Consider the following 26,665-nt stretch of genomic DNA (forward strand, 5'->3'; position numbering starts at 1 on the left):
CCGCTCCAGTTCTCTGCGGTACCAGACGGCGGCGAGAAGTGCCATCCCAGGGCTGTGGCCCGAGCCGTGGTGGGCCCAGTGGCCGATGACGAAGGCCGTGGTCGGGCCAAGGCCGGGCAGGCCGGCGTGTGCGCAGGCTTGTTCGGTGCGCCAGGCGCGGCGGTCGTCGCGGAGTTGGCCGAGGGTGACGGACTAGCAGCGGGACTTGGTGGAGAAGTGGCCGCAGAAACCGAGCATGTGCGCCCACTTCCAGAGCTTGAGGTCGGCGAACTCCGGGCGCTTGCCCAACTCCCAGCAGGTGCGGATCATCTGCCGCACGTGGCGTTCGACGGCGAGGCGGGGTAGCGGCCGGGCCTGTCCGGTGCCGCCGCAGGCGGTGTACGTGAGCGGGGTTCCGTGGCCGGTCAGGGTCATGCCGCGTCCCTGGCAGAAGCGGCAGAACAGGGCGCAGTCAAGAGCGCCGGAGGAGTCGGCGGACTTGGCGGCGTACTTGGCCGCGTAGGCAGCGATTTCGCGAACGTCGAGCTTTTCGCCCCAAGCGAGTTCGCGTTCCCCGACCGCGTCCGAGACGACGCTGATCGAGACGCATCGGGCAGGTTGAGCAGGTGGGTCAGGTTCCCGTATGGCGAGGCTTGCCACGTGGCGCAGGTCCAGAGCAACCGTGTCGGGACGCGTCTCTTCTGTCGGGCAGGGTGACTCCGAGCAGCAACCGTCCAATCGAGAAGTTGTGTTGGTGCTGCTCGGGGCATGGGAAGTAGAGCCCGGTCGGTCGGAAGCCGGTCAAGTGGTGACTGTTCATCCGGCGGCGGAGAGATGGGAAGCGTGATCGCAGTGCCGTTCTTCGCCCTGCTCGCGGCCGTCTGCCTCCTCTTCCTGCTGCTGCGGTGACGCATAGCCATAAGGGGCGGCTGGCCCGGCAACCGGCGGGGACCGCCGCCTTCCTGCAAGGGGTCACCCTGCTGCTGGCCCTACCGGCTGCGGTGAGCCTGCCGTACGGCTGGGTCGGTGTCGCGGCCCTCGTGGTTGCGGAACTGATCGCCCTCGCCGTCGTCCTGAGCCCGCTCCGACCGCGACGCCGGGCCGCCGTTTCCTGGAGGCTGTCCCGTGACTGGTGGGATGATCGGTACTTCGGCGGGTTGGTTTCAGCGGTTGAACCGGAGTGGTGGCGGCATTCGGTATAGCCGTTCCTGGCGGCTGTCGCTGGGGGCGGGTGTTGCTGGTGGCCACCTGTTTCATTCCGGTAAGACCAGTAGGATGACGCCCGCGTCGAGGCTGGCGGTTTGGGGGAGCTGGGGCTGGGCGCTGAGCAGCCGACACGGTGGGGGGCCCATGAAGCCGGTGAAGAGTAGCGACCCTGTTCGGATGGTCCTGGTGGCCGCAGGGCTGGTGTTCCTGGTGATCTCGGTCGTCAGCATGGCCAGGTCATCGGTCGGATCGCGGGTGTTCTTCGTGGTCCTGACGGTCATTTCCGCGGTGTGGTGCTTCCGTGCGGTCCGGATGGGGCTGGTCATCGACCAGGACGGCGTTGTCGAGCGGTCGATCGGGCCCTCTCGCCGTACCCCCTGGGGGGAGGTCGCGGCGGTTGTCGTCCGTGCCGGACGGGGAACGGACGCGGCCGACTACTGGCTGGTCGAGTTGCGGCTGCGCGACGGCCGGGTCCTGCCGGTCGGGGGAACGGCGAGCCGTGACAGGAGCAGCGTCGAGGAGGTCGGGCACCGGATCGTCGCCATGCGGGCGGCACGCCTCGGCGGCGGGGACGCGGCCGGGTTGCTGGAGCTGGACGGTGGTGCGGGCCGGACGGGCAGTCAGCCGCGGGGGGATGCGGTCGTCGGTCCGGACGGTGTCCCGGTGGTGGTCCGGTTGACCGGCCCCGGCGGGGTGAAGCTGGACTGGGGCGCTGCGGCGCTGCCGGATGGTCTGCTGGTCGCGCTCGTGGCCGCCGTGGTGATCGGTGTCGGGAGACTGGTGTCGGTCCTCGTGCGAAAGATCCGCAGGATGCCGGGCTACGAGGTGAACATCGAGGTCGGCGGACCGGAACCCCGCAGCGTCACCCTGCCGTTCGACTCGCGGGCGCAGGCCGCCGAGCGCGCCCGCGAGCTGGTCGCCGCCGTCGGCGAGCGCGGTGCGGACGCCGTGCCCCGCGCCTCCGGACGGTAAAGGGCAGGCGTAGGGACGCCCTACAGCTGCTGGGTGGGTCGATGCGTGCCGAGCGTGGCGGGCCTTCGTCGAGGCGGCCCGGGAGACCGTCACCGACACCGTCCGGAGCGTCGGTTGGCGTACCGGGCCGTTCGGCACTGGTGTCGCCGACCGGTGGGTCGGGATCGACCGGGAGGGCACGGGCCTGAACCTCCGGCTCTGGGCTTACCGGGCGGGGCCCTGACGTGCTGTCACCGGCTCCGGTGGCTGTCGGTGGCGGCTGCGAGGATGGCCGGCATGGCTGGGACGATCACCTATCTGCGGGGCGACGCCACCGCGCCGCAGGGCGAGGGGCCGCGGATCATCGCGCACGTCTGCAACGACCTCGGGGGGTGGGGCAGGGGCTTCGTGCTGGCGCTCTCCCGGCGCTGGCCCGGACCGGAGGCCGCGTTCCGCCGTTGGCACCGGGAGCGGGCCGGTAACGACTTCGGGCTGGGGGCGGTCCAGTTGGTGCGGGTCGCGCCTTGTCTGTGGGTGGCCAACACGGTGGGCCAGCGCGGCATCCGGACCGGCCGTTCCACCGGTGTCCCGGTCCGCTACGAGGCGATCGACACCGCCCTGGCCGCCCTGGCCGCCGAGGCCGTCCGGCTCGGGGCCTCCGTGCACATGCCGCGGATCGGCTGCGGCCTGGCCGGCGGCAGGTGGGAGCGGATCGAACCCCTGGTCACCGACCGCCTCACCGCCCGGGGCGTACCGGTGACGGTCTACGACCCCTGACCGGTCGGCCCGCCGCCGCGGGCAGGCCCTCTTCCGCACCGGCCCGATCGGCGGGACGCTGGGAGCGCACCGGGGGAGCAGGGGGAGGGGGACGCATGGACCTGCGGCAACGGGTGGTGCGGCGCAACCCGTTCGTCACCTGGACGCTCAACGGGCTGGCCGCGGCGGCCGTCCTGCTGTTCGTGCACACCATGGTGCGGCAGAACCTGTCCGCGCGGGGGCTGCGCTCCTGGCCGTGGTCCTGGCAGCTGCTCGACACGCAGAGCGCGACCGCCGCGCTGCTGGCCGCGATCGGGGCGATCGTCGCCCGCGCCCAGTTCGCCCGTACCGTCCGTCCGCTGCTGGGCAACACCGGCTGGCCGGCGGTCGGCCACGCCCCCGACGGGGCACTCGCCTGGGCCAGCCACCTGCGCAACGGCGGGAGCGGCGCGGTGGTGGTGGTCTCCCTCGAGTACCGCCTGGACTTCTTTCCCGACCCGGTGGCCGAGGCGGGGGCGCGGGCCCCCGACGGGCCCGACGGGCCGGGCCCGAGTACGGGGTGGACCGGGCGGGACGGGGCCGTCGCGGCCGTCGCCGGGTACGGGCTGCGCTCCGGAGCCGACTACCGTTTCGCGTCCATCCGTCCGAACAGCTTCATCGGCGGCGAGAGCAGCTTCCTGCTCGGCTGGTTCGCCGAACCCGCCCTCGCGGTGGTCCGGGACCTGTACGTCCGGGTCACCGTCCGGGACCGGATCGGCGACCTGCACCAGCGGGTCATCTCCTGCCTGGTCGACGTCGACCGTCCGCTCGCCCACGTCGTCCCCGACCCGCGGTAGCGCCCCGGCGACCGGGGGGAGCCGGTGCGGCGGCCTACGATGCTGCGCATGACGGAAGACGCCGGTGACCTGGACGGGCTGGTCCGCAAGCGGATCCGCGCGCTGCGGGTCGCGCAGGGCTGGTCGCTGGAGGAACTGGCGGGCCGGGCCAACCTCAGCCAGTCCTCGCTGAGCCGGATCGAGAACGGGCAGCGCCGGCTCGCGCTCGACCAACTCGTGACCCTGGCAAGGGCGCTGGACACCACGCTGGACCAGTTGGTGGAGACCGCCGCCGAGGACGTGGTGATCAGCCCGACGGTCGACGGGCCGCACGGCACCATGCGCTGGCCGGTCAAGGGCGACCCGGGGATCAGCGTGGTGCGCCAGCGGATGACCGAGCCGCCGCCCGACAACCCGGCCCGGATGCGCGCCCACCCCGGCCGGGAGTGGCTGGTCGTGCTCTCGGGCACCGCGATCCTGATGCTCGGCCACCGCCGGATCCGGCTCGCCACCCACCAGGCCGCCGAGTTCCCCACGATGATGCCGCACGCCATCGGCGCCGAGGGCGGGCCGTGCGAGGTCCTCGGCATCTTCGACCGCGACGCCCGCCGCGGCCACCAGCCCGACCCCGGCCCGCACCGCTGCTGACGGCTTGCGCCTGCGGCAAGCGGGAACGGCACCGTCTTGCGCATTCCGGGAGGGTGCGTGCCCCACGCGCATGACGGCCGTACGGTGGCACACATGAGCCACCCGCAGCCCCACGTCCCCGCCCACGGGCACGCCCCCGCCCACGGGCACGCCCACGCCCACCACCAGCACCCGGTCGAGGACGACGCCGGGCAGGCCGAGGTCCTCGACCTGGACGCCGAGGTGCTGGCCGAGCACCTCGCCGCGATCACCGACTGGCTGCCGCTGGACGCCGACCCGCGGCACGTCGTCGACCTCGGGGCCGGCACCGGCGCCGGCACCTTCGCGCTGCTGGGCCGCTTCCCCGGGGCCCGGGTCACCGCCGTCGACGCCTCGCCCGGCCACCTGCTGCGCCTGCGCGAGAAGGCGCACGCGCTGGGCCTGGCGGACCGGATCACCACCGTGCAGGCCGACCTGGACGAGGCCGACTGGCCCGAACTCGGCCGGTCCGACCTGATCTGGGCGTCCGCCTCGATGCACCACCTGGCCGACCCCGACCGGGCCCTGCGCCGCGTCCGCGAACTCCTCGCCCCGGACGGCGTGTTCGCCCTGGTCGAGCTGGCCGGCTTCCCGCGCTTCCTGCCGCCGGACGCGCCCGCCGAGCGCCCCGGCCTGGAGGAGCGCTGCCAGCGCGCGACCGACCACTTCCACGCCGAGCACGTCCCGCACCGGGGCGCCGACTGGGGACCGCTGCTGACCGCCGCCGGGTTCACCGTCACCGGCGAGCGCACCGTCACCGTCCACATCGACGCCACCGAGCACCCGTCCGTCGGCCGCTACGCCCTGGCCACCCTGCGCCGGATCCGCTCCGCCGCCGCGGAGGCGCTCGACCCCGCCGACCTGGCCGCCCTCGACCGGCTGACCGACGCCGACGGCCCGGACAGCGTCGCGCTGCGCGAGGACCTCGCGGTGCGCACCGAACGCCAGGTCTGGGCCGCCCGCCGCTGACGCCCACCTCGCCGAGGCCCGCACCGCCGAGGCCGACCGCCCGGCCCCCGCGTCCGGTGCTTCAGGCCCGGCGCCGCTCGTACAGGGCGCGGCCGATCCGGCGGCCCAGCAGCAGGTGGGCCAGCAGGGCGCCGAGCGTGTTCAGCAGGACGTCGTCCACGTCGAACGCCCGGCCCTCCACCAGCAGGCCCTGCGCCGCCTCGACCGTGACCATCACCAGCGCGGTCAGCGCGGTCGCCGCCAGCACGCTGCGCAGCCGGGGGAACAGCACCGGCAGCAGCACCCCGAACGGCGCGCCCAGCAGGATGTTCCCGCCCACCTGCTGGGCGGCGGCCCGGACGGCGGGCTGGTCCAGGTAGCCGCGCAGCGAGGCGCCGAGGTGGAAGTTGGGGTGCACCAGGTCCCGGGCGCCGGGCTCCGGCACCAGCGTCACCCGGGCCAGCGCGACCGCGAACACCACGGTCAGCACCAGCCCCGCCAGCAGGATCAGCCACCGGGCCAGGACGGAGAACGGCCCGCGCCGCTGCATGAACGCCGGCCGGGTCCGCTCGGCCCGCGGGGCGCCCGCGTCCCCGGGGGCGACCGGGACGTCCCCGGACGCCGCCGGGGCGCTCCCGGGCTTCCGGGTCCGCCAGCGCTTCCAGTCCCACGACGAGGACCGGCCGCCCACCGGTTCCACGTCCACGGCCGGTGCCTCCTGCTGCCCGGCTCCCGCCGAAGTGGCCCGCACTCTGCCCACTGTCGAGGCCCTCCCCATTCCCGCGTTCCGCTCCCTGTTCCCCGTGCCACCGCCGAATACCCCGTGGCAGCGCTCCCATGCCGCGCCGACCGGCGCGGGCCGGTGGCCTCCGGCCGGGCGGTGCGGCAGACTCGTCTGCATGGTCTCCCTGGTGCAGAACGTGGCGATCGACTGTGCGGACGCCTACCGGCTGGCCCGGTTCTGGGGCGCGGTGACGGGCCGCCCGGTCGACCCGGACGGCCGGCCGGGCGACCGCGAGACGCAGGTGACCCTGGCGGACGGGCTGGTGCTCTACTTCAACCAGGTGCCCGAGGCCAAGACGGCCAAGAACCGGGTCCACCTCTGCCTGCGGCCCGAGACCACCCGCGACGCGGAGGCGGAACGCCTGCTGGCCCTCGGCGCCGCCCTGGTCGCCGACCGCCGCGACGCCGACGGCACCGGCTGGGTGGTGCTGGCCGACCCGGAGGGCAACGAGTTCTGCGTCCTGCGCGGCACCGCCGAACGGGCCCCCGTCCACTGACCCGGCGCACGGCGTAAGGCGTAAGGCGCAAGGCGGCGGCCGCCCCCTCCCGCACGGAGGGGGCGGCCGCCTTTCCGGTGGGGGCCGGGTCCGGGGGCCTTACGGGTAGGCCACCAGGTTCGCCACGTTGGTGGACGAGTTGGACGGTCCGCCGGTGGAGTTGATGACGTGGGCGATGGTGCCGGTGCCGCCGAGCGAGACGGTCACCATGTCGTGGAAGCGGACGGTGGAGCGGTTCGGGACCTCGAAGGAGTGCTCCTCGACCACGGACGGGTTGACGTTGAAGTAGGCGTAGGAGCCCAGGCCCCAGGCCTCGTGGTTGGTCACCGAGTCGGCGACCTTGTAGGCCGGGTAGCCGCGGGTGGAGCCGTTCATCCAGGCGGTCTGGTTCGGCGGGTCGTACGGCAGCTCGTTCTGGAAGAAGTACGTCCGGCCGTTGTTGCCGTTCCAGATCACCTGGGTCTGCTGGTAGTGCTCGACGAACAGCCCGTACATGGTGACGTTGTTGCCGTTGACGACCAGCCCGTTGGCGGCGGTGTTGCTGGTCCAGCCGACGCCGCTGCCGTGGTCCGCGCGCCACAGCCACATGTGGTCGCCGATCACGTTGTTCGAGTTGACCACCAGCGACTGGGTGGCCTTGCCGACGCCCGCGCCGCCGATCCGGAAGAAGACGTCGTGCAGCGAGGTCGGGTCGGCCGAGTGGTCGGCGGCGGAACCGGCCGCGCCGAGCTGCATCAGCACCGGCGAGTTGACCGTCCCGGCGTCGATCAGCAGGCCGGCCAGCTTCACGCCGTTCACGTCGGCGACGTTGACGGCGGTGATGCCGTTGTCCGGGACGAGGGTGGCCAGGCCCAGGCCGAGCACCACGGTGTCGGCGCGGTTGATGTTCAGGGTCTGGTTCAGGTGGTAGACACCCGGCGTGAACAGCAGGTTCTTGCCCTGCGCCAGCGCCCCGTTGATGTCGGCCGCGCTCGCGCCCGGCTTGACGATGAAGAACTGGTCGATCGGCAGCGAGCTGCCCTGCTGGGCGCCGCCCGCCCAGCTGGTGCCGGAGGCGTTGGAGCGCAGCGCCGGGACGAACACCTTGTAGGCGCCCGCGGAGTCCACGTACAGGAAGGGCTTCTCGCGCACCACCGGGGTCTGGTTGACCGTGGTGTAGGGCGGGTTGGGGAAGGAGTTGGCGGGCGCGTTGACGTCGCCGACGAACACCATGTTCCAGTTGGAACCGGTCCAGCTGCCCCACTGCGCGTTGCGCGACAGCCACTGCTGCTGGGAGCCGGAGCGGACCTGGCCGTCGATCTTCGAGTCGGCGATGAAGCCGCCCGAGGACCAGCCGCCGTCGTCCAGTTGCAGGTTGCCGCGCACGTGCATCCGGCGGTAGGGCGCGGCCTGGGAGACCGCCCAGCGGTCGGTGCCGCCGGTCGGGTTGACCGAGAGGTTCTCGGCGGAGCGCCAGAAGTTCTGCGTCGCGTTGCCCTGGAACCAGTCCGCCTCGGCGTGCACCGCGCCGTTGATGGTGACGTCGTCGGGGGACAGGCCCAGGCCCGCGACCTGGGTGTAGAAGCCGACGTTGGCGTCCACGTTGTAGCTGCCCGGCTTGAACAGCAGGGCCTGGCGCTGGGTGCCGAACTGGTTGCTCTCCTGCTGGGAGAAGACCGCGTTCAGCTTGGCCTGGACGGTCGCGGCGGGCGTCGACGGGTCGAAGACGGCCACGTTCGGCCCGAAGTCGGGCGTGCCGGGCGGGTTCGTGACGGTGCTCCCGAAGGTGAAGGACTGCGCGGTGGTGCCGTTGCAGGTGTACTGCTGCAGCTGCACCGCGTCGGCGGTGGAGGCGCTCGGCACGTCCAGGCACTTGCCGCTGTTGCGGTTGACGAAGTGGTAGGCGCCGCTCGCCTCGGCGACCGCCTGCCACTGCTGGTTCGGGCCGCCGCTGTACGTCCACAGCTGGATCTTGGCGGCGTCCGCGGTGGAGACGTCGGTGACGTCCAGCGCCTTCGAGGTGTCGTTCTGGTTGTTGATCCGGACGTAGCCGTTGCCGAGGTCCTGGACCTGCCACTGCTGGGCGGTGGTCCCGTTGCAGGCGTACTGCTGGACGGCGGTGCCGTTGGCGGTGGCCGCCGCGGCGGCGTCCACGCACTTGCCGGAGTTCTGCGCCACCAAGGTGGTCGCCCCGGTCGGGACGGCGGCCAGCGCGGCGGGGGCGGGGGCCAGCAGCACCGCGGAGGAGGCGAGCAGGCCGACGGTCGCGGCGAGCGGGAGGATTCTGTTGCTGCGCAAGGGGGTTGCTCCTTTCTCGGGCCGACGGGCGATCAGGCGGGCAGGTTCCACTGCTGGTTGGAACCGGCGAAGCAGTCCCAGATCTGGAGCCGGGTGCCGTTCGCGGAGGACGGGCCGGTGGCGTCCAGGCAGCGGCCGGAGGCCGGGTTCACCAGCGTCTTGTTGGACTGCGCCTGCCACTGCTGGGCGCCGGTGCCGTTGCAGTCGTACAGCTGGGCCTGGGTGCCGTTGGCGGTGCCGGCCGAGGTGAGGTCGAGGCACTTGCCGAGCGCCCGGACGGTGCCGTCGGTGCCCACCGTCCACTGCTGGGCGGCGGTGCCGTTGCAGTCGTAGAGCTGCACGGCGGCGCCGTTGGCCGAGCTGGCGGCCGCGACGTCCACGCACTTGCCGCCGTAGCCGGTGATCTGGCCGGTGCGGCCACCGGTCGGCGGCGGGGTGGTGGTGCCGCCGGTGAGCGCGTTGAAGGTCTTGGAGAACTGGTACGCCGACTGCGGGGTGCCGCTGCAGCTGTCGGAGAGCGTGCCGCTGCTGGCGCACGCCTTGTCGCGGCCGATCGCCCAGAAGGCCAGCAGCTGGATGCCCTTGGACGCGGCGAAGGACTCCAGGGTCTGCGCGTTGGCGGTGGTGAACACCTCGGCGGTGGTGTCGTTGACCCCGATCATCGGGGTGTTGCCCTCCATCGCCCACAGCTGGTCGGAGGTCTTGGACGTCCAGATCTGGCCGAGCTGGGTGTGCAGGCCGTTGGCGGCGCTGATCGCGGCCTGGCCCATGTCCATGGCCGGGCCGTAGTCCATCGTCATGATGTTGACCGCGTTGACGGTCAGGCCGCGGCTCTTCGCGTTGTTCAGCAGGCTGATCGAGTTGGATTCGAGACCCGAAGGGCTGACCGGCAGCGTGTAGTTGACGTCCAGCCGCTTGCCCGCGGCCGCCTGGGCCTGCTGGAGCTGGGCCAGCGCCTGGTTGCGGCGGTCGTTGGCGGTGGTGTCGTTCAGCGCGCCGCCCTCGATGTCCAGGTCGATCCTGGTCAGGTTGAGCGCGTCCACCACCCGCTTGTACTGGGCCTGGAGGCTGGAGACGCTGGTGCACGCCTGGCCCAGCTCGGTGCCGGAGGCGCCGCCGAAGCTGGCGATCACGTCGCCGCCGGCCGCCCGGTGCGCGTTGATCGCGCTGGTCCAACCGGCGTCCGTGATCGAGGTGTTGCCGTTGAACGTGGCGTTGCAGCTGCCGTCGCTGATCACGAAGGCGAGGGTCACGTACTTCAGCCCGCCGCTGGTGCGGGCGTTCGCCAGCGTGTTCGGCGAGTTCCAGGTCTCCAGGTACGGCGCGGCGTAGTGCGCCGGGAAGCCCGGCCCGGCGTTGGCCGCGGCCGAGGCCGGGCCGGCACCGGCCACCAGCAGGCCGGCGACGGTGGCGGGCAGCGCGACGGCGGCGGCGACGGCCCGGAGGCGGGTGCCGGTACGGCCTTCGGCGCGGGGGCGCAGACGGGTGCGGATCAAGGCGGCTCCTCGTGGGGGAGAACGTTCACTCGTTCAGTTAGTGAACGCGAAGCGATGCCTGAGGGAGCGTCCGGAGTGGTCCGAGCAGGGCGGATCATCCCCCTGAGGGGGAATCAGTGGTGGTGGCCAGCAGCCCCGCCGGCTTTGGTCTGGACCTTTTTCAAGACGTGAAGTTAGGGGGGTCTGCGCGGCCACGTCAACCCCCGTGCGTACAGGACTCGAAGACCGTGCACGGAGCGGCCCGGCGTGGAGCGCCGCAGCGGGACGTGCCCAGTTGTGTTTGTTAACAAATGGAAGTCGCCCGGGGCGGCCGCACCGGTGGCCCGCCGACGGCGGGGAGCGGGAAGGCGCCCCCCACGGCCGGGGACTTCAACCGGCAGGTCATCACAGAGCCCCGGGCGGGCGCCGGGAAGGCCGACGCGCTCGGCGGGGCGCGGCGGTCAGCGGGGCGCAGCGGGGTGCGGCGGTCAGCGGCTCCAGTGGGGCGGGACGCGGTTGAGGAGCAGGCTGCGGTGTTCCGCCAGTGTCATCGGGCGGGGCCGGAGCAACGCCCCGGCGGCGGTGGCGTCCCCGGCGGCGGTGAGGGCCGCCGCGGCTGCCGCGACGGTCGGCGGGGCCAGACGGCCGACCTCGTGCAGCAGGACCTCCAGGCGGCCGTGCTGGCCCGCCCGCCGGAAACCGGCGACCAGCGCGGGCAGGTCCGACGGCGCCCGTACCGCTCCGGCCCGCCGGACCAACCGCCCCGCGACCTCGAACTGCCCGGTGGCGTGGAACGCCGCGACCACCGCGCCCAGTTCGGCCGCCGGCCAGGCCCGCGCGACCGCCGCCACCAGGTCGTCCGGCGAGATCCCCGGGTGCCGGAGCCGGTGCAGCGTCGGCAGCCACTCCGCCCGGAACCGGCCCTCGTCCGAGGGCCGGGCCCGGACCCAGTCGAGGAACGCCGCCTCGTCCGCGGTCCCCGCCCCGGTGAGCGCGGCCACCGCTGCGACGACCGCCGCGAACGGGGGGATGTTCGGCCCGGCCGGCGGCGGGTCCGCCCGGCGGGCCGCGACGGCGCGCATCCGGTGGGCGAACCGGGCGAACAGCTCCGCGCGGGCCGCGCTGATCGGGATGCCCGGCGGGGTGCGGCGGGTCGGTGCCGGGGGCAGCAGTTCGGGTGCGCGGCTCTCCAGGGCGGCGGTCAGCATGGTGAGCCGGAGTTGCTGCCCGGCCGCGCGGAGCCCGGCGAGCAGCGCCGGGAACTCGGCGCTCTCCCGGTGGTCGGGGAGGCTGCGGGTGATCTCGTTGGCGAGGCGCGGCAGCCGGGCGCTCTCGTAGGTGGCCAGCAGCGCGCCCAGCTCCGCCGCCGGCCAGGCCCGGGCCACGGCGTTCGCCCAGGCGGTGGACTGGTAGCCGCGACCGTGCCGGGCCAGCATCCGTTCGGGCGGCGGGAGCTGCCCAGCGGCGTGCAGGGCGTTGATCCAGTCGACGTACACCGACTCCGTGGCGTGCGGCCCCGGGTCCGGGAGGGGCGCGGGCGTGAGGGGCGCGGACGAGAGGGGGAGGGCCGTCGGAGCGGCCGGAGCGGGCCGGGGCAGGCGGACGGTGATGGCCGTCGGCGGGGCGGGCGTCGTCGGCCCGGGGGCGGGCAGCGGTGTGGTGACCGCCGTCGGCGCGGCGAGCGGGGCGGGCGGCACCGGCGGGGGCGTCAGCCGGACGGTGTCGCGCCCGGTCGGGAAGGGGACGGGTGCAGCGGGCGCGGAGTCGAGGTCGCGGAGGCGGTCGGCGACCTCGGCGGCGGAGCGGGGGCGGGCGTCCGGGTCCTTGGCGAGCAGGTCGAGGACCAGGCGGTCGAGCGCGGGCGGGACGGGGCGGGGCGCTTCGCCGCCGGGCGGACGGGGCGGCTCGGCGAGGTGGCGCACCATCAGCTGGACCGGGTCGCCGGTGCCGAACGGCGGTCGGCCGGTGAGGAGTTCGAACAGGACGCAGCCGAGGGCGTACAGGTCCCCGCGGTGGTCGCCGGAACGGCCGTGGAAGCGCTCCGGCGGCAGGTAGGCCAGGGTGCCCATCACCCGGCTGTGGGTGTCGGACCGGCCCTCGCGGTGCTTGGCGATGCCGAAGTCGAGGATCTTCAGCCGTCCGTTCCGGTCCAGGAACAGGTTGGCCGGCTTGAGGTCCCGGTGGATCACCTGCGCGGCGTGCGCGAAGGCGAGCGCGCCGCAGAGCTGGAGCGCCCAGTCCACCGTCTCGGCGACCGGCGGCGGCCCGCCCGCGCGGAGCCGGACGGCCAGGTCGCTGCCGGTGAGCAGCTCCATCACCAGGTAGACCGTGCCGTCGGGCTCCCGGCCCAGGTCGTGGACGGTGACGATGCCGGGGTGGCCGAGCCCGGCGGCGAGCCGGGCCTCGTTGAGGAACAGGTCGGTGCCGCGCGGGTCGTGCAGGTCGGTGTGCAGCAGCTTGACGGCGATCCGGCGCCGCAGCGCGACGTCCCACCCGTGCCAGACCTGGCCCATCCCGCCGCGCCCGATCAGCTCGTCCAGACGGTAGCGCGCGGCGAGCACGCGTCCTGCGGCCAAGGCTGCCTCCCCGGTCTCCCCGGTCCTCCCGGTCTCCCCGGACTTCCCGACCGGGCCGCGCCGGGGCGTGCTGCGGTCCGCCGGGCCGGTCCGCCCGGGAATCTACCAGCCCGTCGCGGCCCGGGGCCGTCCGTCCGGGAACGGGCGGCGGCCCTCCCCGACGGGAGCGGGACGGCGCTGTGGGCGGGGCCTGCTTGAATGCGTGGATGCTCGTCGCCGAACTGATCCGCCGCCTCCCCGACACCCCCGCCGTCCTGGCGCGCTGCCGTGCCCTGGCGATGCTGGACGCCGTCCTCGGCCCGGACTGGGCGGACAGGTACTACTCGTGCGACTCCGGCTGGGCGCCCGGCGAGGTGATGGCCTCGATGCGGAACGGCAGCGGCGACTCCTACGCGATCGTCTTCACCGAGCAGGGCGCCCTCGCCCTGGGCTTCGACCATGAATCCGCGCTGAGCCCGTACCGGTACGACGCGCGGGAGCCGTGGCCCGGGCTGATCGACGAGGTGCCGGAGGCGTTCCGCGCGCAGCTGGAGGAGCCCGCCTTCCGCGACGAGGACGGGGTGCTGGAGGCCACGGTGTGCTTCTGGCGCGAGCGGGCCGACACCGCGTGGCGCACCGGCGACCTCGCCCCCGCGCCGGACGGCGGTGACCAGGACGGCGGCGCCGCCCGGCTGTTCGACCTGCTGCTGGACGGCAGCCCCGAGGCGTACCGCGATTTCGCCGAGGAGTACTACGAGGTGGACGTCGACCTCGACGCCGTCCGCCACGTCCACGCCCTGCGCCCGCTCACCGCCGAGCTGGTGCGCGCACTGAACCCGGAGCTGGACCTCGCCGACCTCGCCGACGACCTCGCGGAGATCGGCTACCCGACCGGCGGGTGAGGCCCCGCCGGGGAGCCGTCACCGGATGAACCTCCGCCGGAGGAGCCGCCGGCAGGTGGGCCTCCGACGGCGGGGTGCCGCCAGGCTGTGGCAGCGCGGCACGGCTCCGGGCGGGCGAAGGAGCGGAACGGCGGACCGATCAGCCCGGCGGCGTGCGGTCCGGCGGCGTGGGCGGGGCGGGCCAGGTGTCCTGTGACTGGACCGCACCGGCTTGGCCGGGGACTCCGGGTGGTGGTCGCGGCCGGGGGTTTCGTAGCTGTCGGGCGGTGGTCGGCTTCGCGTTCGGCGGGCGGGACGTGACCCGTCTCGCCGGGGAGTCGGCGGTACGGCGTCCCGGGGCGGCCCGCGCCACGACTTCACCGCGTCCGTCCGAGCCTGACCGCCTCGGCCGTGGCAGCGTGGATCGACCCGGCCTCGTCCGACGCCGGCCCCGTCGTCGAGGGAATCGCCGCCCGCTACGCGCACCTCCGCGGTCGCCCCGACGACGCCGCGCTGCGCCGCCGGTTGCTGCGGCGGCCGGAGAGGGCGCACGACCCGCGCCGGGACCGGCACCGCCACCTGCTCGCGGTGGTCGACCGCTGGTCCGTCCCGCAGACCTCGTCACCCGTGCTCGACCGGTCCGGCGCGGCCGTGCGCGCGAGGTCGCGCCGGACCGCCTGCCTGCCGGCGGCAGGCCCCCGACCCGGCTGCGTCGGAGCCCCCTGCGGTTTCCCGTAGGGGTTGTGCGCCGACGACGGGTTCGTTCTCCGGCGCAACCCCTACGCCGTTGAGCCGACGTCAACTTCCTCCAAGGGAACGTACGGTCACGCCCATGACCAGAATCCGCCCCGCCGCCGCCCTGGCCACCCTGCTGCTCGCCCTGCCGCTGTCCGTCGCCGCCGGCCCGCCCGCGGGGGCCGCCCCGGCCACCCCGGCCCGGGTCGCTGACTTCGCCACCCCTGCGGCCGCGGTCCGGGCCGAACTCCCGCGCCCCACCGGGCCGTACACGGTCGGACAGGACGTCCTGGAACTCGTCGACCGGGACCGGACCGACCCGTGGGTGCCGGCGTCGGGCCCGCGCCGGCTGATGGTGTCGGTGTACTACCCGGCCAGGGCGGGCACCGGCGACCCGGCCGCGTACATGACCCCCGGCGCGGCGCGGATGCTGCTGGACGCCAAGCTGCCGGGCAACACCGTCCCCACCGAGGCGCTCACCGAGATCCGGACCTGGGCCGCCTCCGGGGCCCGCCCCGCGCCCGGCCGCTACCCACTGGTGCTCCTCTCGCCGGGCTTCACCATGCCCCGCACCTCGCTGACCGGCCTGGCCGAGGACCTGTCCAGCCACGGCTACGTGGTCGCGCTGATCGACCACACCTACGAGAACACCGGGACGACCTTCCCCGACGGGAGCACGCTGCCCTGCGTGATGTGCGGCCGACTGCGCTCCCCGGAGGACTGGGCGGGCCTGGACCGCAGCCGGGCCCAAGACGTCTCCTTCGTCATCGACCGGTTGACCGCCCGCCCCCACCCCGCCTGGCGCTACTCCCGCATGATCGACCCGGCCCGGATCGGCACGGCCGGCCACTCCGCGGGCGGCGCGGCGGCCGTCCCGGCCCTGCTTGCCGACGACCGCATCCGGGCCGGCGCGGACCTGGACGGCACCATGGACGTCCCGGTGCCCGCCACCGGCCTCGGCGGCAGAGCGTTCCTGATGGTCGGTCACCCGCTGCCGGACGGCGCCGAGGACCCCAGCTGGGCCGAGAGCTGGCCCCGGCTCGACGGTTGGAAGCGCTGGCTGACCGTCGCCGGCACCAACCACGCCTCGTTCACCGACTTCCCGATCCTGCTCGACGCGCTCGGCCTGCCCGACACCGGCCGAACGCTCCCCGCCCCGCGCGCGCTCCAGCTCACCCGGGCGTACCTCACGGCCTTCTTCGACCTGCACCTGAAGGGCGTCGCCCAGCCGCTCCTCGACGGGCCGACCCCCCGGAACCCGGAGGTCTCCTTCCACCCGTAGGGACCGGCCGTCGGTCTCCTCCGGTCCCCTCCGAATCCGCCTGGCACGCGAAACCAGGTGACGAACCGGCTCGGCCCGGTGAACAGGCTCGGCCCGGTGAACAGGCTCGACAGCGCCTCCGGCCGTCGGTGCGGCGGCCAGGTTCACCGGGAGGAGACCGGCGGTCGAACCCACCTGTCGAGCGGTCGGGATCGGGTGCGGGAGGACACCGGGACGGTGCGGCGGACCCGGTGCCGGTCGAAGCACCCGCCGACCACGGCCCGCCCGCCGGGCCGCACCACCCGGCCCGGCTCCGGCAGCGGCACGCCCGGATCCGGGAACTCATCCGGAGCCGTCACCAGGTGCGCCGCGTCGAACGCGCCGTCGGGCAACGGCAGGGCGCGGGCGTCCGATCCGGCGGGGACGGTGCCGGTGGCGTCCTCCGCGGAGATCCGGACCGTCACGTGGCCGAGCGTCCCCTGCTGGACGTCGGCCACGTCGGCCACGTCGGCGATGCCGGTCACGTCGGCCACGTCGAGCCGCTTGGCGGGTCCCGCCGCGGCACCGCCCGCACGGAGACCAGCACCGTGCCCGGCCCGGTCTCCGACAGCACCGTCCGCGCCGGACTCGGCCTCCCGCACGCGGAGGCGGACCGCCGCCGGCTGCCGACGGTGCTGCGCTACCCGGGGGTGGCGGGCTGCCGGACCGTCCGGGGCGCTCGGCTCCCGCCCGGGAGGGGGAGGGGCAGACCGCCGCCGAGCAGGTCGAGGAGGTGGGGCCAGGCCAGGGCGCCCAGCCGGGTGTCGGCGGCCGGGGTGCCGCCGTGGGCGTGGACCGGGGACGGGGGCAGCGGGAGTTCGCCCGGGAGCACCACGCGGTGGCCCGCGTCCGGGTCGCTGACCAGCAGGGTGCGGGGGCCGCCGGACGCGGGGCGGTGCTCGCGGAGCCGCTCGGCGAACGGGAGGGACGGCCACATCGCGTCGGCGCCGCCCGCGACCAGCAGCAGGTCCGCCCGGGCCCGCTCGACCGGGATCCGGGCCGCGGGCAGGGCCGGGGCGAACGTCCGCGCGCTCCGCTCGTACCAGCCGCGGATCGCCGCCGGGGCGCCCTCCGGCTCCGCGGGCGTCCAGCCCTCGTCCATCGGGACGAACGGCAGCGGACGCCCCCGCCAGGTCCAGGAGGAGCGGAACGGGCGGTCCGCGCCGTCCGGGCCCGGGCCGACGTTGCACCACACCAGGGAGGTGGGCGCCAGCGCGACGACCGCGTCCACCCGGGGATCGCGCACGGCCGTCAGCAGCGCGGCCTCCGCGCCCTTCGACGTCCCGAGCAGGCCGACCCGGCGCGCCCCGTCCGCCCGCAGCAGGTCCACCGCCGCCGTGAAGGTCTCCAACGGGACCTCGCACACCCCCGGCGGCTGCCCCGGCCCGCCGAACCAGCGGATCGCCAGCGCGTCGAACCCCGCCCGGGCCAGCACCCGCGCCCGCGTCTCCTCCACCCGCCCGCTCGACCCCGACAGCACCACCACCCCGACCGGGCTGCCCCCGGTCGGCGTGCACCGCAGCCCCTCCCAGGGCTCCGCCCAGGCCCGCTCGACGATCTCCATCCGCCTTCCCTTCTCCGTCCTGCCACCGGCACACCCACCCTCGCCGGGCCCGTCCCCGCCACGCAAGGGCGTACCGGACACCGTCGAGCCGCGGCGCACGCGCCCCGCAGGCCCGGGATGCGGGTGCCGGGCGGGTGCGGTACGGCAGGACGGCCGGGCCCCCGCCGAGGAGCGCGGCGCCGCCCGGGCGAAGTGGTGCCCTGTCCCCGGACGTTGGCGCCCCTCCGGTGGGCGCCCCGGTCAGTGGAGCTCCCGTGCGCGGTGCGCCGGGCACCGGCGTTTCTGGACTTGCTGGTCCATTTTTGCCCGCCTAACGTGCAGTACGTGCCCGGACGACGGCGGACGGGCCCGAGCAGGAAGGCGGTGTGCCATGCACGCGATCCGGATCGAGGAGCACGGCGGCCCCGAGGTGATGCGCTGGACCGAGCTGCCCGACCCCGTGCCCGGCCCCGGGGAGGCGCTGGTGCGGCTGGGCGCGGCCGGGGTCAACTACATGGACACCGGGGCCCGTTCCCAGGGCGGCCCGGGCTGGGCGGCGCCGACGGTGCTGGGCGCCGAGGGCATGGGGTACGTCACCGCGCTCGGCGCGGGCGTCGAGGACCTGGCCGTCGGCGACCGGGTGGCCTGGTTCTACCACCCCGGCAGCTACGCCGAACTGCTGGCCGTCCCGGCCGCCGCCCTGGTCAAGGTCCCGGACGGGGTGCCGGACGAGATCGCGGGCGGCCTGCTGATGCAGGGCCTGACCGCCAACCACCTGACCACCGAGACGTTCTCCGTCACCCCGGGCAGCACCGCCGTGGTGCACGCCGCGGCCGGCGGGGTCGGGCAGTTGCTCACCCAGCTGGTCAAGGCCCGCGGCGGCAGCGTGATCGGCCTGGTCTCCCGGGAGGAGAAGACCGCGGTGGCGAAGGAGGCCGGGGCCGACCACGTCCTGGTGCACTCCGGCGGCGGGTTCGAGGAGCGCATCCGCGAACTCACCGGCGGACGCGGGGCCGACGTGGTCTACGACGGCGGCGGCGCCGACACCTTCCGCTCCTCCCAACTGGCCCTGCGCCCGCACGGCGTGCACGCCTACTACGGCCCGTTCATGGGCGTGCCGACCATGCGGCCCACCGACCTGCCCCACAGCATCCTGCTCAGCTACCCGGTCGTGCACCACCACGTCGCCACCCGCGCGGACCTGGTGCGGCGCACCGGCGAACTGTTCGACCTGGTCCTGGACGGGCGGCTCACCCAGCGGATCACCGGCCGCTACCCCCTCGCCGACGCCGCCCGGGCGCACGCCGACCTCGAATCGCGCCGCACCACCGGCAAACTGCTCCTGCTGCCCTGACCGCCGACCGTCCCGGGAGGAGAACCGTGCCGCTGACCCGCAAGGGCGCCGCCACCCGGCAGCGCATCGTCGAGGGAACCGCCGAACAGATCCGGGAGGACGGCGTGTTCGCGGTCCGGCTGGAGGACGTGATGGCCCGCACCGCGACCAGCAAGAGCCAGCTCTTCCACTACTTCCCCGGCGGGAAGGACGACCTGCTGCTCGCCGTCGCCCGGCACGAGGCCGACCGGGTGCTGGCGGACCAGCAGCCGGAACTCGGCGCACTCACCTCCTGGGACGCCTGGCGGCAGTGGCGCGACAAGGTCCTCGCCCGCTACCGCGCCCAGGGCGGCAACTGCCCCCTGCACACGGCCCTCGCCCAACTCGGCGGCGCCACCGACGCCACCCGGGCGGTGGCCTGCGAACTGCTCGCCCAGTGGCAGCGCCACCTCGTCGCGGGCATCCGCCACCTCCAGGCCGACGGCGCGATCTCCCCGGAGCTGGACGCCGACCGGGAGGCCGCCGCGCTGCTGGCCGGCGTCCAGGGCGGCGTGCTGATCCTGATGACCACCGGCTCCGCCACCCACCTGGAGGCCGCCCTGGACACCGCCCTCGACCGCCTGCGCGCAAGCGGGGCCTGAGGGGTGCGGACGCGCGCGGAGGCGGGGCGGGCGCTGGCGGGATCTTGACGGTCACAGGCGGTCACGCCACTCGTGGAGCGAGCGCGCGGGACCCGAGGATGGAGCCGTCGCCGACCGGTACCACCCGCACCCGTACCCGGTACGGCCCCGTCCCCCCTCGCGTCCCGTCAGGAAGAGGTCTCCGTGTCCGTCGCCGAGAGCACCCGTGAGAGCAGCAGCGCCGTCCCGGGCGACGCCGTTCCGATCAGCGCCGTCCTGAGCGTCCCCGCCGCCGCCCCGGCCGAGGCCGCCGCCCACTACGCCGCCCGGCTCGCCTTCGAGGCGGACGTCTCCGACGTGCACGCCGACCTCGCCGCCGGGGTGCCCGGCATCGTGGTGGTCGACACCCGCAGCAGGGCCGCCTGGGACCAGGGGCACCTCCCCGGCGCCGTCCACCTGCCCACCGCGCGGATCGCCGATCTGGCGCCGGGGACGATCGACCCGGCGCTGACCGTGGTCACCTACTGCTGGGGCCCCGGCTGCAACGGCGCCACCCGCGCGGCGCTGGCCTTCGCCCGGCTCGGCCACCCGGTCAAGGAGATGCTCGGCGGCTTCGAGTACTGGGTCCGCGAGGGCTTCGCGTACGACACCGCCGCCGGCACCGAGCAGCGCCCCGTCGACGACCTGACCGCCCCGCGCTCCGGCCTCTCCTGCGCCTGCTGAGCCCCGCGCCCCGCCCACGAACCCCCGCTCCGCCGCCGGTCCGGCGGGCGGTCGGCGTCAGTCGCGGTAGGCGGCCGTCGCCGTCTCGACGAAGGAACGGACCAGCGGGTCGGCCCCGCGCTCGTTCCACGCCACCACCACCCGGCTCGGCGCCAGGTCCACCACCGGCACCACCGCCAGCTCGGCGGGCAGTTCGTGCCCGAGCGGCGCCAGCCCGACCGTGCCGTTCCAGAGCACCGCCTGCAGGCACTCCTGGACGCCGCGCACCACCGGCCCCTCGCGCGGGACGCCGCCGTGCCAGTACGCCTGCCAGTGCGGATCGGTGCCCGGGGGGAAGCGGAACCAGCGCCGGTCGGCCAACTCGGCCAGCCGCAGCCGCTCGCGGCGGGCCAGCGGGTCGTCCGCCCGCAGCACCGCGCCGACCGGGTCGGACCGCAGCGTGCGCACCGCCAGGCCGGTCCCGTCGAACGGCGCCCTGGTGAGCGCGACGTCGACCAGCCCGGCGCGCAGCCCGCAGGTCGGGTCGGTCAGGTCGGTCTCCCGGACCCGGACGTCCACGCCGGGGTGGCGGCGGCGGTAGGCGGCCGCCGACCGGAACACGCCGGGGTCGGTGCCGTCGCCCAGGATGCCGACGGTGATGCCCGCGCTCCCGGCCGCCGCGCCCACCCGCACCCGGACCCGGTCGGCGTGGGCGAGCAGCGTCCGCGCCTCCGCCAGCAGCACCGCGCCCGCCGGGGTGAGCGCGACCCCGGCCGGCGAGCGGACGAACAGCGGCGCGCCGAGGTCGGCCTCCAACTGCTTGACGGCCCGGCTCAGCGGCGGCTGGCTGAGGTGCAGGCGGCGGGCGGCCCGGCCGAAGTGCAGTTCCTCGGCGACCGCGACGAAGTACCGCAGGGTTCGTAGCTCCACGCTGCGACGATACCCAGCCGGTATCGGCGGCCCGGAACGGGTCTTGGACAGCGCCCGGCCCCGGCGGTGGGGTGGACGGGGACGCGGCCGACCCGGCCGCCGCCACCGACCGGCCCCGCCCAGCGGCGGCCACGTCCGAACGGGAACCATGGAACTCGCCTACTGGATCGTCGCGGGCCCGCTCGCCCTCCTCTACCTCTACGGGGGCGCGCTGAAGGCGGTCCGCAGCCCCGACCGGCTCCGCCCGATGATGGCCTGGGTCGACCGCGTCCCGCTCCCCGTTCTGCGCACCCTCGGGGTGCTCGAACTCCTCGGCGCCGCGGGCCTGCTGCTCCCGCCGCTGACCGGCACCGCCACCTGGCTCGCCCCGGCCGCGGCGGCCGGTCTGCTGCTGCTCCAGGCCGGCGCGGTCCCGGTCCACCTCACCGGCGGCGACCGCCGGATCGGCCTCAACCTCGTGCTGCTGGCCGCCGCGGCCGCGGCCCTCGTGCTGTCCGTCGGGTAGCCCGGGCCGGGGCCGAGCGAGTCGGAGAACAAATGGGTTGGACGGGCGGCGGGAGGTTGCTACTGTTCGGATCACCGTGACCGGAAGCGAGGAGGTGAGTTCCCGATGAGAGCTGGATCGAGGCGGGTGCTCCCCCTTTCCCCACGGTGCAACGACTGACACAGGTGTCGTCGGGAGCGCTCGCGTGACAACGCAGGCACTCCCGAAAGGCGAAAGCCATGAACACCGTGCAGATCACCCGGGTCGACGAGACCCAGTGGCAGGCCCTGGCCGACGACGTGGTCGTCGGCCACGGCGACGTCTCCTCGCGCCGCCACGACCTCCGCTACGTCAGCATCGACGTCTGGGACGACGCGGCCTTCCAGCCGCTCGCCGGGGCGATGCTCACCGCCCTGCCCGCCCCGCTCCGCACCCTGGTGCCGGGGGACGACGACACCGGCCTGGCCGCCCGCTGGGAGCGGGCCGGCTTCGTCCCCGAACGACGGGAGTGGGAGTACCTGCTGTCCACCGCCGTCGCCGCCGAGACCCCCCGCCCCGCCCCGGGCGTCACGATCCTGCCCGCCGGGGCGGCCGACGAGGCCGCGCTGCGGGCGCTGGACCGGGAGATCCGGGCCGAGGTCGAGGCCGGGCCCGGCTGGCACACCATGCCCGCCGAGGTTCGACCCGGCCCTCCGGGGGACACTCTCATCGATCCCTCCCTGTACGCCGTCGCCGTCCACCGGGGCCGGTACGCCGGGCTGGTCCGGGTGGTCCGCGGTCGCGGCCCCGCCCGGATCGGCCTGCTCGCGGTCCGCGCCGCCGACCGGCGGCACGGCCTCGGCCGCTCCCTGCTCGCCCACGCCCTGCACACCCTGCACCGGGCGGGGGTCCCCGCCGCCTGGGCCGAGGTCGACCAGTCCCGCACCGCCGCCACCACCCTCGTCGAGAGCTTCGGCGCCGAACGGACCGGCCAGGTCCTGCACCTGATCCACCCCTGATCAGCCCTGATCGACCCGCACCACCCCTGATCGACCCGCACCACCCCGTCGGAACCCCACCAGAGAATCGAGATCCCTTGCCACGCGTCGCAAAGGGCCTGGAGCTCGAAGGCACCGTCCTCGAGTGTCTGCGCAACGCCACCTTCAAGGTGGAACTGCAGAACGGCCACCACGTGCTCGCCCACATCAGCGGAAAGATCCGCAAGAACTACATCAAGATCCTCCCGTTCGACCGCGTCCTGGTCGAACTCAGCCCGTACGACCTGACCAGGGGCCGCATCCTGTTCCGCTACCGCAACTGACCCCCCGCCAGGCCCGCCAGGCCCGTCAGACCCGTCAGGCCCGCCGCCCCGGAGTGTGGGACACCGCACATCGGGGCGGCGCGCGTTGCTCCGGCCCGCTGCCGGGTGACAGAGTGCCGGGCATGGCGGGAGACGGGCAGGTCGGGGACGTGGGTGCGGCGCCGGAGCGGGTGTTCGACTGGCTGGACGAGGCCGCGGCCGTCCGTGCGGAGGCCGGGCTGACCAGGCGGTTGCGCAGTCGCCCGGCCGAGGACCCGGTGCTCGACCTGGCGTCCAACGACTACCTCGGGCTGACCAGGCACCCGGCCGTCACCGCGGCCGCCGCCGGAGCCGCCGTGCGCTGGGGCGGCGGGGCGACCGGCTCCCGGCTGGTCACCGGGACCACCGAGGCGCACACCGAGCTGGAGCGCGAACTCGCCGAGTTCTGCGGGTACGAGGCCGCGCTGGTGTTCTCCTCCGGCTACACCGCCAACCTCGCCGTGCTCACCGCGCTCGCCGGGCCGGACACCCTGATCGTCTCCGACGCCCACAACCACGCCTCGCTGATCGACGGCTGCCGCCTCGCCAGGGGCCGCACCGTCCGCGCCGCGCACTGCGACCCCGGCGCGGTCCGGGCCGCCCTCGCCGGGCGGACCGAACCCCGCGCCCTGGTGGTCACCGACTCGGTGTTCTCGGTCGACGGCAACGCCGCCCCGCTCGCCGGACACCTCGCCGCGGCCCGGGAGTCCGGCGCCGCCCTGGTCGTCGACGACGCGCACGGCCTGGGCGTGCTGGGCCCCGGCGGCGCGGGCGCCGGAGCCGCCGCCGGCATCGCCGGACAGCCCGACGTGGTCGCCACCGCGACGCTCTCCAAGTCCCTCGGCGCCCAGGGCGGCGTCGTCCTCGGCCCCGAACGGGTCGTCCGCCACCTGGTCTCCGCCGCCCGCACCTTCATCTTCGACACCGGCCTGGCCCCCGCCGCGGTCGGTGCCGCCCTGGGCGCCCTGCGCCTGCTGCGCGCCGAACCCGGCCGGGCCGCCGACGCCCTGCGGGTGGCCCGCGAACTCGCCGACCGGCTCACCGAGTCCGGCCTGCACGCCTCCGCCCCCGACGGCGCCGTGGTCTCCGTCCGCGCCGAGGACCCCGAGCACGCCGTGCGCTGGGCCGCCGCCTGCCGCGAGGAGGGCCTGGCCGTCGGCTGCTTCCGCCCGCCGTCCGTCCCCGACGGCGTCCCGCGGCTGCGGCTGACCGCCCGCGCCGACCTGACGGACGAGCAGATCGCCTTCGCCGTCGGCGTGGTGCTCAAGACCCGCTGAACCGGTCCGGGGCGGGCCGGGCGCGACCCGCCCCGGACCGGGCGCGGCATCAGCCGAAGACGACCTGGTCGACCGTCCAGAACGCCGAGTTGGTACCCGTGTAGCGGAACTGGAACCGGGCCGTCGACGCACCCGCCGGGACGGCGACGTCCAGGTGCTCGACGGTGTTCAGGTCCGCCCGGTAGGACTTCACCAGCTGCGCGGCGCCGCCGTCGAACGAGACGTACACGTCGCCGGTCTGCGGGCCGTCGACCTTGTAGTCGGTGGCGAAGGACAGCGTGCCGTGCGTGCGGCCGGCCACCGAGTAGGCCGGGCTGACCAGCGTCGAGTCGAACTGGCCGGTGCCGTGCGACTTGTCGTCCCACTCGTCGGAGTCCGCGACCGCGAACACGTTGCGGGCCCGGACGTTGGTCTCCCGGCTCTGGCCGAGCTGCGCCGCCGTCCAGAACTCGTCGGTGGCGAACGCCCAGCCGCGCCACTCGGTGACGCCGCCGGACGGCATCCGCGCGTTGTCGATCGACCAGCCGGCCGGCGGGGTGTGGGTGAAGCCCTTGACCGTCGCGCCGATGCCGCTCTCGTCGACCCGGGTCTGCAGGCTCGGCCGCAGCGCGTCGAACTCGTCCGGCACGATCTCGTCCACCGGCGTGCCGTCCAGGCCCCAGGCCGGGTCGACCGGCGCGCCCTCGTGCTTGAGCACGGTCGGCGCGATGTCCACCGGCTTGACGTCGTAGCGGTGCGCGCCGGCCGCGTAGCCCCGGCCGTTGAGGACCATCCAGGTCTGCCGCTCGTTCGCCGAGTTGCCGCCGTGGCCGCCCGCGTCGGTGTGGCCGTGGTCGGTGGTGACCACCACCAGCCAGTCCTCCGCGGCGTAGGTGGCACGGGACCTGAGGCCCGCCAGCACCTGCCCGACCCGGGTGTCCGCGTCGTGGATCGCCGCCAGGTACTGGCTGGACGCGCCGCCGTACGAGTGCCCGGCCTCGTCCACCTCGTCCAGGTGCAGGAACACCGAGTCCGGGTTGCCGTGCGCCAGGTAGTCGGCGGTGTCCGCGGCGGCCTTCGCGTCGTTCTCGCTCTCCGAGACCCGCAGGTCGGCCCTGCTGCTGAAGACGGTGGTCGCGATCGGGTTCCAGGAGCCGACCACCAGCGTCGAGGCGGCCGGGGCGGCGCTCTCCAGCCGGCTCGTGTAGTCCGGGTACAGGTCGAAGCGCGAACCGGTGAAGTTGTTGTCCATCACCTTGTGCTTGTCCGGCCACACGCCGGTCGCGATGGTCGACCAGCCCGGGCCGGAGAGGGTCGGCGCCAGCGGGTTCGCGTACAGGTCGGACGTCGCCGTGGTGCCGGAGGCGATCAGGGCCTTCAGGTTCGGCGCGTCCGCCGTGAGCAGCTTGTCGTACCGGGTGCCGTCTATGCCGATGACCAGCGTCTTGGCCTGCTTGCTGCCGTTCGGCAGACCGTTGTACGCGCCGGTGGCGGCCACGGCGGACGAGCCGCCCAGCGGGACCAGCGCGGCCGCGACGACGGCCGCCGCGGAGAGGGAGAGGGCCATGGTGGAGCGGGAGTTGCGCACGGGGGCTCCCAACGGGAAAGCGTCACGGTGCGGTTGCACCGGCACCGAGGATGGGCCGGGCGGGCGAGCGCGAGCCCGCGCCGAATCCACGGTTGTATGAACAAGCGCCAAAATTCAGTACAGACCGGTTATCCGTTCGTGATGTTCCGTGGACGTCCGGACCGAGGGCGGGCCGAGGGCGGGCCGAGGGCGGACCGGGGGCGGACCGGGGGCGGGGGAGGGGTGCTCGCTACCCTGGGCCGGTGAACCACAGCCCCTCCCGCGCCCCCCTCGCCCCCGCCCGGTCCGGCGTCCCCGAGCACGGCCGGGTGCCCAAGTACTACCTGGTCAAGGCCGAACTCGAAGAGCTGATCGAGGAGTTGGGCCCCGGCGGACGGCTCCCCACTGAAGCCGGCCTGGCCGAGCGGTACGGCGTCGCCCGGGCCACCGTCCGCCAGGCCCTGCGCGACCTGCTGATCGAGGGCCGCCTGCGCCGCCAGGGCCGCGGCACCGTGGTGGCCGGCGCCAAGATCGAACAGCCGCTGTCGCTGACCAGCTACACCGAGGGCGTCACCCGCCAGGGCCTGCGCCCCGGCCGCACCCTGATCGCCCTGGACCGCCAGCCCGCCGACCCCGCGACGGCCGACCGCCTCGCCGTCCCCGCGGGCGAGCCGCTCTGGCACCTCGAACGCGTGCTGCGCGCCGACGAGGAGCGCGTCGGCCTGGAGTCCACCTACCTGCCGGTGGCCCGCGTCCCGCGGCTGGCCGCCGAGTTCGACCCCGCCGGCTCGCTCTACGGCTACCTGCGCGAACGCGGCGTCCACCTCGCCGGAGCCGAGGAACGCATCGAGACCGTCCTCGCCACCCCGCGCGAGGCCCTCCTGATCGGCACCCCGCCCGCCCTCCCGATGCTCCTGCTGAACCGCCGCAGCCGCGACGCCGCCGGCCGCCCGCTGGAACTCGTCCGCACCCTCTACCGCGGCGACCGCTTCAGCTTCACCCTCGACCTGACCGCCCCCACCACCGACTGACCACCGGCCGACCACCGGCAGGAGGCGGCCTCGCGCCGGCGGTGAACGCCGCGGAGC

Annotated in this window: 26 protein-coding genes; 17 read left to right on the forward strand and 9 right to left on the reverse strand. The window is 74.9% G+C overall.

Features of this window, described 5'->3' with window-relative positions; translation table 11 throughout:
• Positions 1–192: 192 nt before the first annotated feature.
• On the reverse strand, positions 193–639 hold the full coding sequence (locus ACIP60_RS16960) for a replication initiator (RefSeq protein WP_400684761.1): 447 nt from the start codon (positions 637–639) through the stop codon (positions 193–195).
• A gap of 615 nt (positions 640–1,254) precedes the next feature.
• On the opposite strand from ACIP60_RS16960, the gene ACIP60_RS16965 reads away from it, so the two are divergent.
• From ACIP60_RS16965 to ACIP60_RS16985, 5 genes are all read left to right on the forward strand, one after another.
• Positions 1,255–2,157 (forward strand): hypothetical protein, encoded by a 903-nt coding sequence (locus tag ACIP60_RS16965; RefSeq protein ID WP_400684764.1) that lies wholly within the window; start codon positions 1,255–1,257, stop codon positions 2,155–2,157.
• Between the two features lie 276 nt (positions 2,158–2,433).
• Positions 2,434–2,913 carry an Appr-1-p processing protein gene (locus ACIP60_RS16970; protein WP_400684766.1) on the forward strand — a complete coding sequence of 160 codons (480 nt, stop codon included), beginning with the start codon at positions 2,434–2,436 and terminating at the stop codon, positions 2,911–2,913.
• A gap of 95 nt (positions 2,914–3,008) precedes the next feature.
• Positions 3,009–3,728: a hypothetical protein gene (locus ACIP60_RS16975; RefSeq protein WP_400684769.1), complete on the forward strand. Its 720-nt coding sequence runs from the start codon at positions 3,009–3,011 to the stop codon at positions 3,726–3,728.
• Between the two features lie 48 nt (positions 3,729–3,776).
• On the forward strand, positions 3,777–4,355 hold the full coding sequence (locus tag ACIP60_RS16980) for a helix-turn-helix domain-containing protein (protein ID WP_400684772.1): 579 nt from the start codon (positions 3,777–3,779) through the stop codon (positions 4,353–4,355).
• Between the two features lie 93 nt (positions 4,356–4,448).
• A complete protein-coding gene (locus tag ACIP60_RS16985; RefSeq protein WP_400684775.1) occupies positions 4,449–5,342 on the forward strand; it encodes a class I SAM-dependent methyltransferase in 894 nt (297 codons plus the stop codon).
• 61 nt (positions 5,343–5,403) lie between these two features.
• Here the strand turns inward: ACIP60_RS16985 and ACIP60_RS16990 are convergent, their stop codons facing one another.
• The gene (locus ACIP60_RS16990) at positions 5,404–6,027 is read right to left on the reverse strand and encodes a VanZ family protein (RefSeq protein ID WP_400684778.1); all 624 of its coding nucleotides are present in this window, start codon (positions 6,025–6,027) and stop codon (positions 5,404–5,406) included.
• Positions 6,028–6,220: 193 nt separating this feature from the next.
• On the opposite strand from ACIP60_RS16990, the gene ACIP60_RS16995 reads away from it, so the two are divergent.
• Positions 6,221–6,601 carry a VOC family protein gene (locus tag ACIP60_RS16995; RefSeq protein ID WP_400684781.1) on the forward strand — a complete coding sequence of 127 codons (381 nt, stop codon included), beginning with the start codon at positions 6,221–6,223 and terminating at the stop codon, positions 6,599–6,601.
• Between the two features lie 99 nt (positions 6,602–6,700).
• Here ACIP60_RS16995 and ACIP60_RS17000 read toward each other — a convergent pair whose 3' ends face one another.
• From ACIP60_RS17000 to ACIP60_RS17010, 3 genes are all read right to left on the reverse strand, one after another.
• Entirely contained in the window at positions 6,701–8,878 is a 2,178-nt protein-coding gene (locus ACIP60_RS17000) for an RICIN domain-containing protein (RefSeq protein WP_400684784.1), read from the reverse strand.
• A gap of 32 nt (positions 8,879–8,910) precedes the next feature.
• Positions 8,911–10,374, reverse strand: a complete 1,464-nt coding sequence (locus ACIP60_RS17005) for a ricin-type beta-trefoil lectin domain protein (protein WP_400684787.1) — start codon at positions 10,372–10,374, stop codon at positions 8,911–8,913.
• A 467-nt stretch (positions 10,375–10,841) separates the two neighbouring features.
• Positions 10,842–12,929, reverse strand: coding sequence for a serine/threonine-protein kinase (locus ACIP60_RS17010; RefSeq protein WP_400684790.1), 2,088 nt, complete (start codon positions 12,927–12,929; stop codon positions 10,842–10,844).
• Positions 12,930–13,135: 206 nt separating this feature from the next.
• On the opposite strand from ACIP60_RS17010, the gene ACIP60_RS17015 reads away from it, so the two are divergent.
• The 3 genes from ACIP60_RS17015 to ACIP60_RS17025 all read left to right on the forward strand — a co-directional run bounded on the left by ACIP60_RS17015 (position 13,136) and on the right by ACIP60_RS17025 (position 15,806).
• Positions 13,136–13,810, forward strand: coding sequence for a hypothetical protein (locus ACIP60_RS17015; RefSeq protein WP_400684793.1), 675 nt, complete (start codon positions 13,136–13,138; stop codon positions 13,808–13,810).
• A gap of 390 nt (positions 13,811–14,200) precedes the next feature.
• Positions 14,201–14,527 (forward strand): hypothetical protein, encoded by a 327-nt coding sequence (locus ACIP60_RS17020; RefSeq protein WP_400684796.1) that lies wholly within the window; start codon positions 14,201–14,203, stop codon positions 14,525–14,527.
• Positions 14,528–14,621: 94 nt separating this feature from the next.
• Positions 14,622–15,806 (forward strand): alpha/beta hydrolase family protein, encoded by a 1,185-nt coding sequence (locus ACIP60_RS17025; protein ID WP_400684799.1) that lies wholly within the window; start codon positions 14,622–14,624, stop codon positions 15,804–15,806.
• A 143-nt stretch (positions 15,807–15,949) separates the two neighbouring features.
• Here ACIP60_RS17025 and ACIP60_RS17030 read toward each other — a convergent pair whose 3' ends face one another.
• Both ACIP60_RS17030 and ACIP60_RS17035 read right to left on the reverse strand, forming a co-directional pair.
• Positions 15,950–16,318 (reverse strand): class I SAM-dependent methyltransferase, encoded by a 369-nt coding sequence (locus ACIP60_RS17030; RefSeq protein WP_400684802.1) that lies wholly within the window; start codon positions 16,316–16,318, stop codon positions 15,950–15,952.
• Between the two features lie 146 nt (positions 16,319–16,464).
• On the reverse strand, positions 16,465–17,388 hold the full coding sequence (locus ACIP60_RS17035) for an acyl-CoA thioester hydrolase/BAAT C-terminal domain-containing protein (RefSeq protein ID WP_400684805.1): 924 nt from the start codon (positions 17,386–17,388) through the stop codon (positions 16,465–16,467).
• 370 nt (positions 17,389–17,758) lie between these two features.
• Here ACIP60_RS17035 and ACIP60_RS17040 point away from each other — a divergent pair, with 370 nt between their 5' ends.
• The 3 genes from ACIP60_RS17040 to ACIP60_RS17050 all read left to right on the forward strand — a co-directional run bounded on the left by ACIP60_RS17040 (position 17,759) and on the right by ACIP60_RS17050 (position 20,043).
• The gene (locus tag ACIP60_RS17040; protein ID WP_400684808.1) at positions 17,759–18,721 is read left to right on the forward strand and encodes a quinone oxidoreductase family protein; all 963 of its coding nucleotides are present in this window, start codon (positions 17,759–17,761) and stop codon (positions 18,719–18,721) included.
• Positions 18,722–18,747: 26 nt separating this feature from the next.
• Positions 18,748–19,341 (forward strand): TetR/AcrR family transcriptional regulator, encoded by a 594-nt coding sequence (locus ACIP60_RS17045; RefSeq protein ID WP_400684811.1) that lies wholly within the window; start codon positions 18,748–18,750, stop codon positions 19,339–19,341.
• A 183-nt stretch (positions 19,342–19,524) separates the two neighbouring features.
• Complete coding sequence (locus tag ACIP60_RS17050; protein WP_400684814.1) at positions 19,525–20,043, forward strand: rhodanese-like domain-containing protein; 519 nt, start codon at positions 19,525–19,527, stop codon at positions 20,041–20,043.
• A 57-nt stretch (positions 20,044–20,100) separates the two neighbouring features.
• Here the strand turns inward: ACIP60_RS17050 and ACIP60_RS17055 are convergent, their stop codons facing one another.
• Positions 20,101–20,952: a LysR family transcriptional regulator gene (locus ACIP60_RS17055; RefSeq protein ID WP_400684817.1), complete on the reverse strand. Its 852-nt coding sequence runs from the start codon at positions 20,950–20,952 to the stop codon at positions 20,101–20,103.
• Positions 20,953–21,100: 148 nt separating this feature from the next.
• On the opposite strand from ACIP60_RS17055, the gene ACIP60_RS17060 reads away from it, so the two are divergent.
• The 4 genes from ACIP60_RS17060 to ACIP60_RS17075 all read left to right on the forward strand — a co-directional run bounded on the left by ACIP60_RS17060 (position 21,101) and on the right by ACIP60_RS17075 (position 24,031).
• Positions 21,101–21,457: a DoxX family protein gene (locus tag ACIP60_RS17060; RefSeq protein ID WP_400684820.1), complete on the forward strand. Its 357-nt coding sequence runs from the start codon at positions 21,101–21,103 to the stop codon at positions 21,455–21,457.
• 218 nt (positions 21,458–21,675) lie between these two features.
• On the forward strand, positions 21,676–22,434 hold the full coding sequence (locus ACIP60_RS17065) for a GNAT family N-acetyltransferase (RefSeq protein WP_400684823.1): 759 nt from the start codon (positions 21,676–21,678) through the stop codon (positions 22,432–22,434).
• A 77-nt stretch (positions 22,435–22,511) separates the two neighbouring features.
• On the forward strand, positions 22,512–22,736 hold the full coding sequence (gene infA / locus ACIP60_RS17070) for a translation initiation factor IF-1 (protein WP_030463886.1): 225 nt from the start codon (positions 22,512–22,514) through the stop codon (positions 22,734–22,736).
• A gap of 122 nt (positions 22,737–22,858) precedes the next feature.
• Positions 22,859–24,031, forward strand: coding sequence for an 8-amino-7-oxononanoate synthase (locus ACIP60_RS17075; RefSeq protein WP_400684828.1), 1,173 nt, complete (start codon positions 22,859–22,861; stop codon positions 24,029–24,031).
• Positions 24,032–24,080: 49 nt separating this feature from the next.
• Here ACIP60_RS17075 and ACIP60_RS17080 read toward each other — a convergent pair whose 3' ends face one another.
• Positions 24,081–25,577, reverse strand: coding sequence for an alkaline phosphatase family protein (locus tag ACIP60_RS17080; RefSeq protein ID WP_400685373.1), 1,497 nt, complete (start codon positions 25,575–25,577; stop codon positions 24,081–24,083).
• 263 nt (positions 25,578–25,840) lie between these two features.
• Here ACIP60_RS17080 and ACIP60_RS17085 point away from each other — a divergent pair, with 263 nt between their 5' ends.
• The gene (locus tag ACIP60_RS17085) at positions 25,841–26,608 is read left to right on the forward strand and encodes a GntR family transcriptional regulator (protein ID WP_400684831.1); all 768 of its coding nucleotides are present in this window, start codon (positions 25,841–25,843) and stop codon (positions 26,606–26,608) included.
• The last annotated feature ends 57 nt before the right edge of the window (positions 26,609–26,665 follow it).

This window comes from Kitasatospora sp. NPDC088783 (assembly GCF_044750705.1).
Taxonomy (GTDB): domain Bacteria; phylum Actinomycetota; class Actinomycetes; order Streptomycetales; family Streptomycetaceae; genus Kitasatospora; species Kitasatospora fiedleri.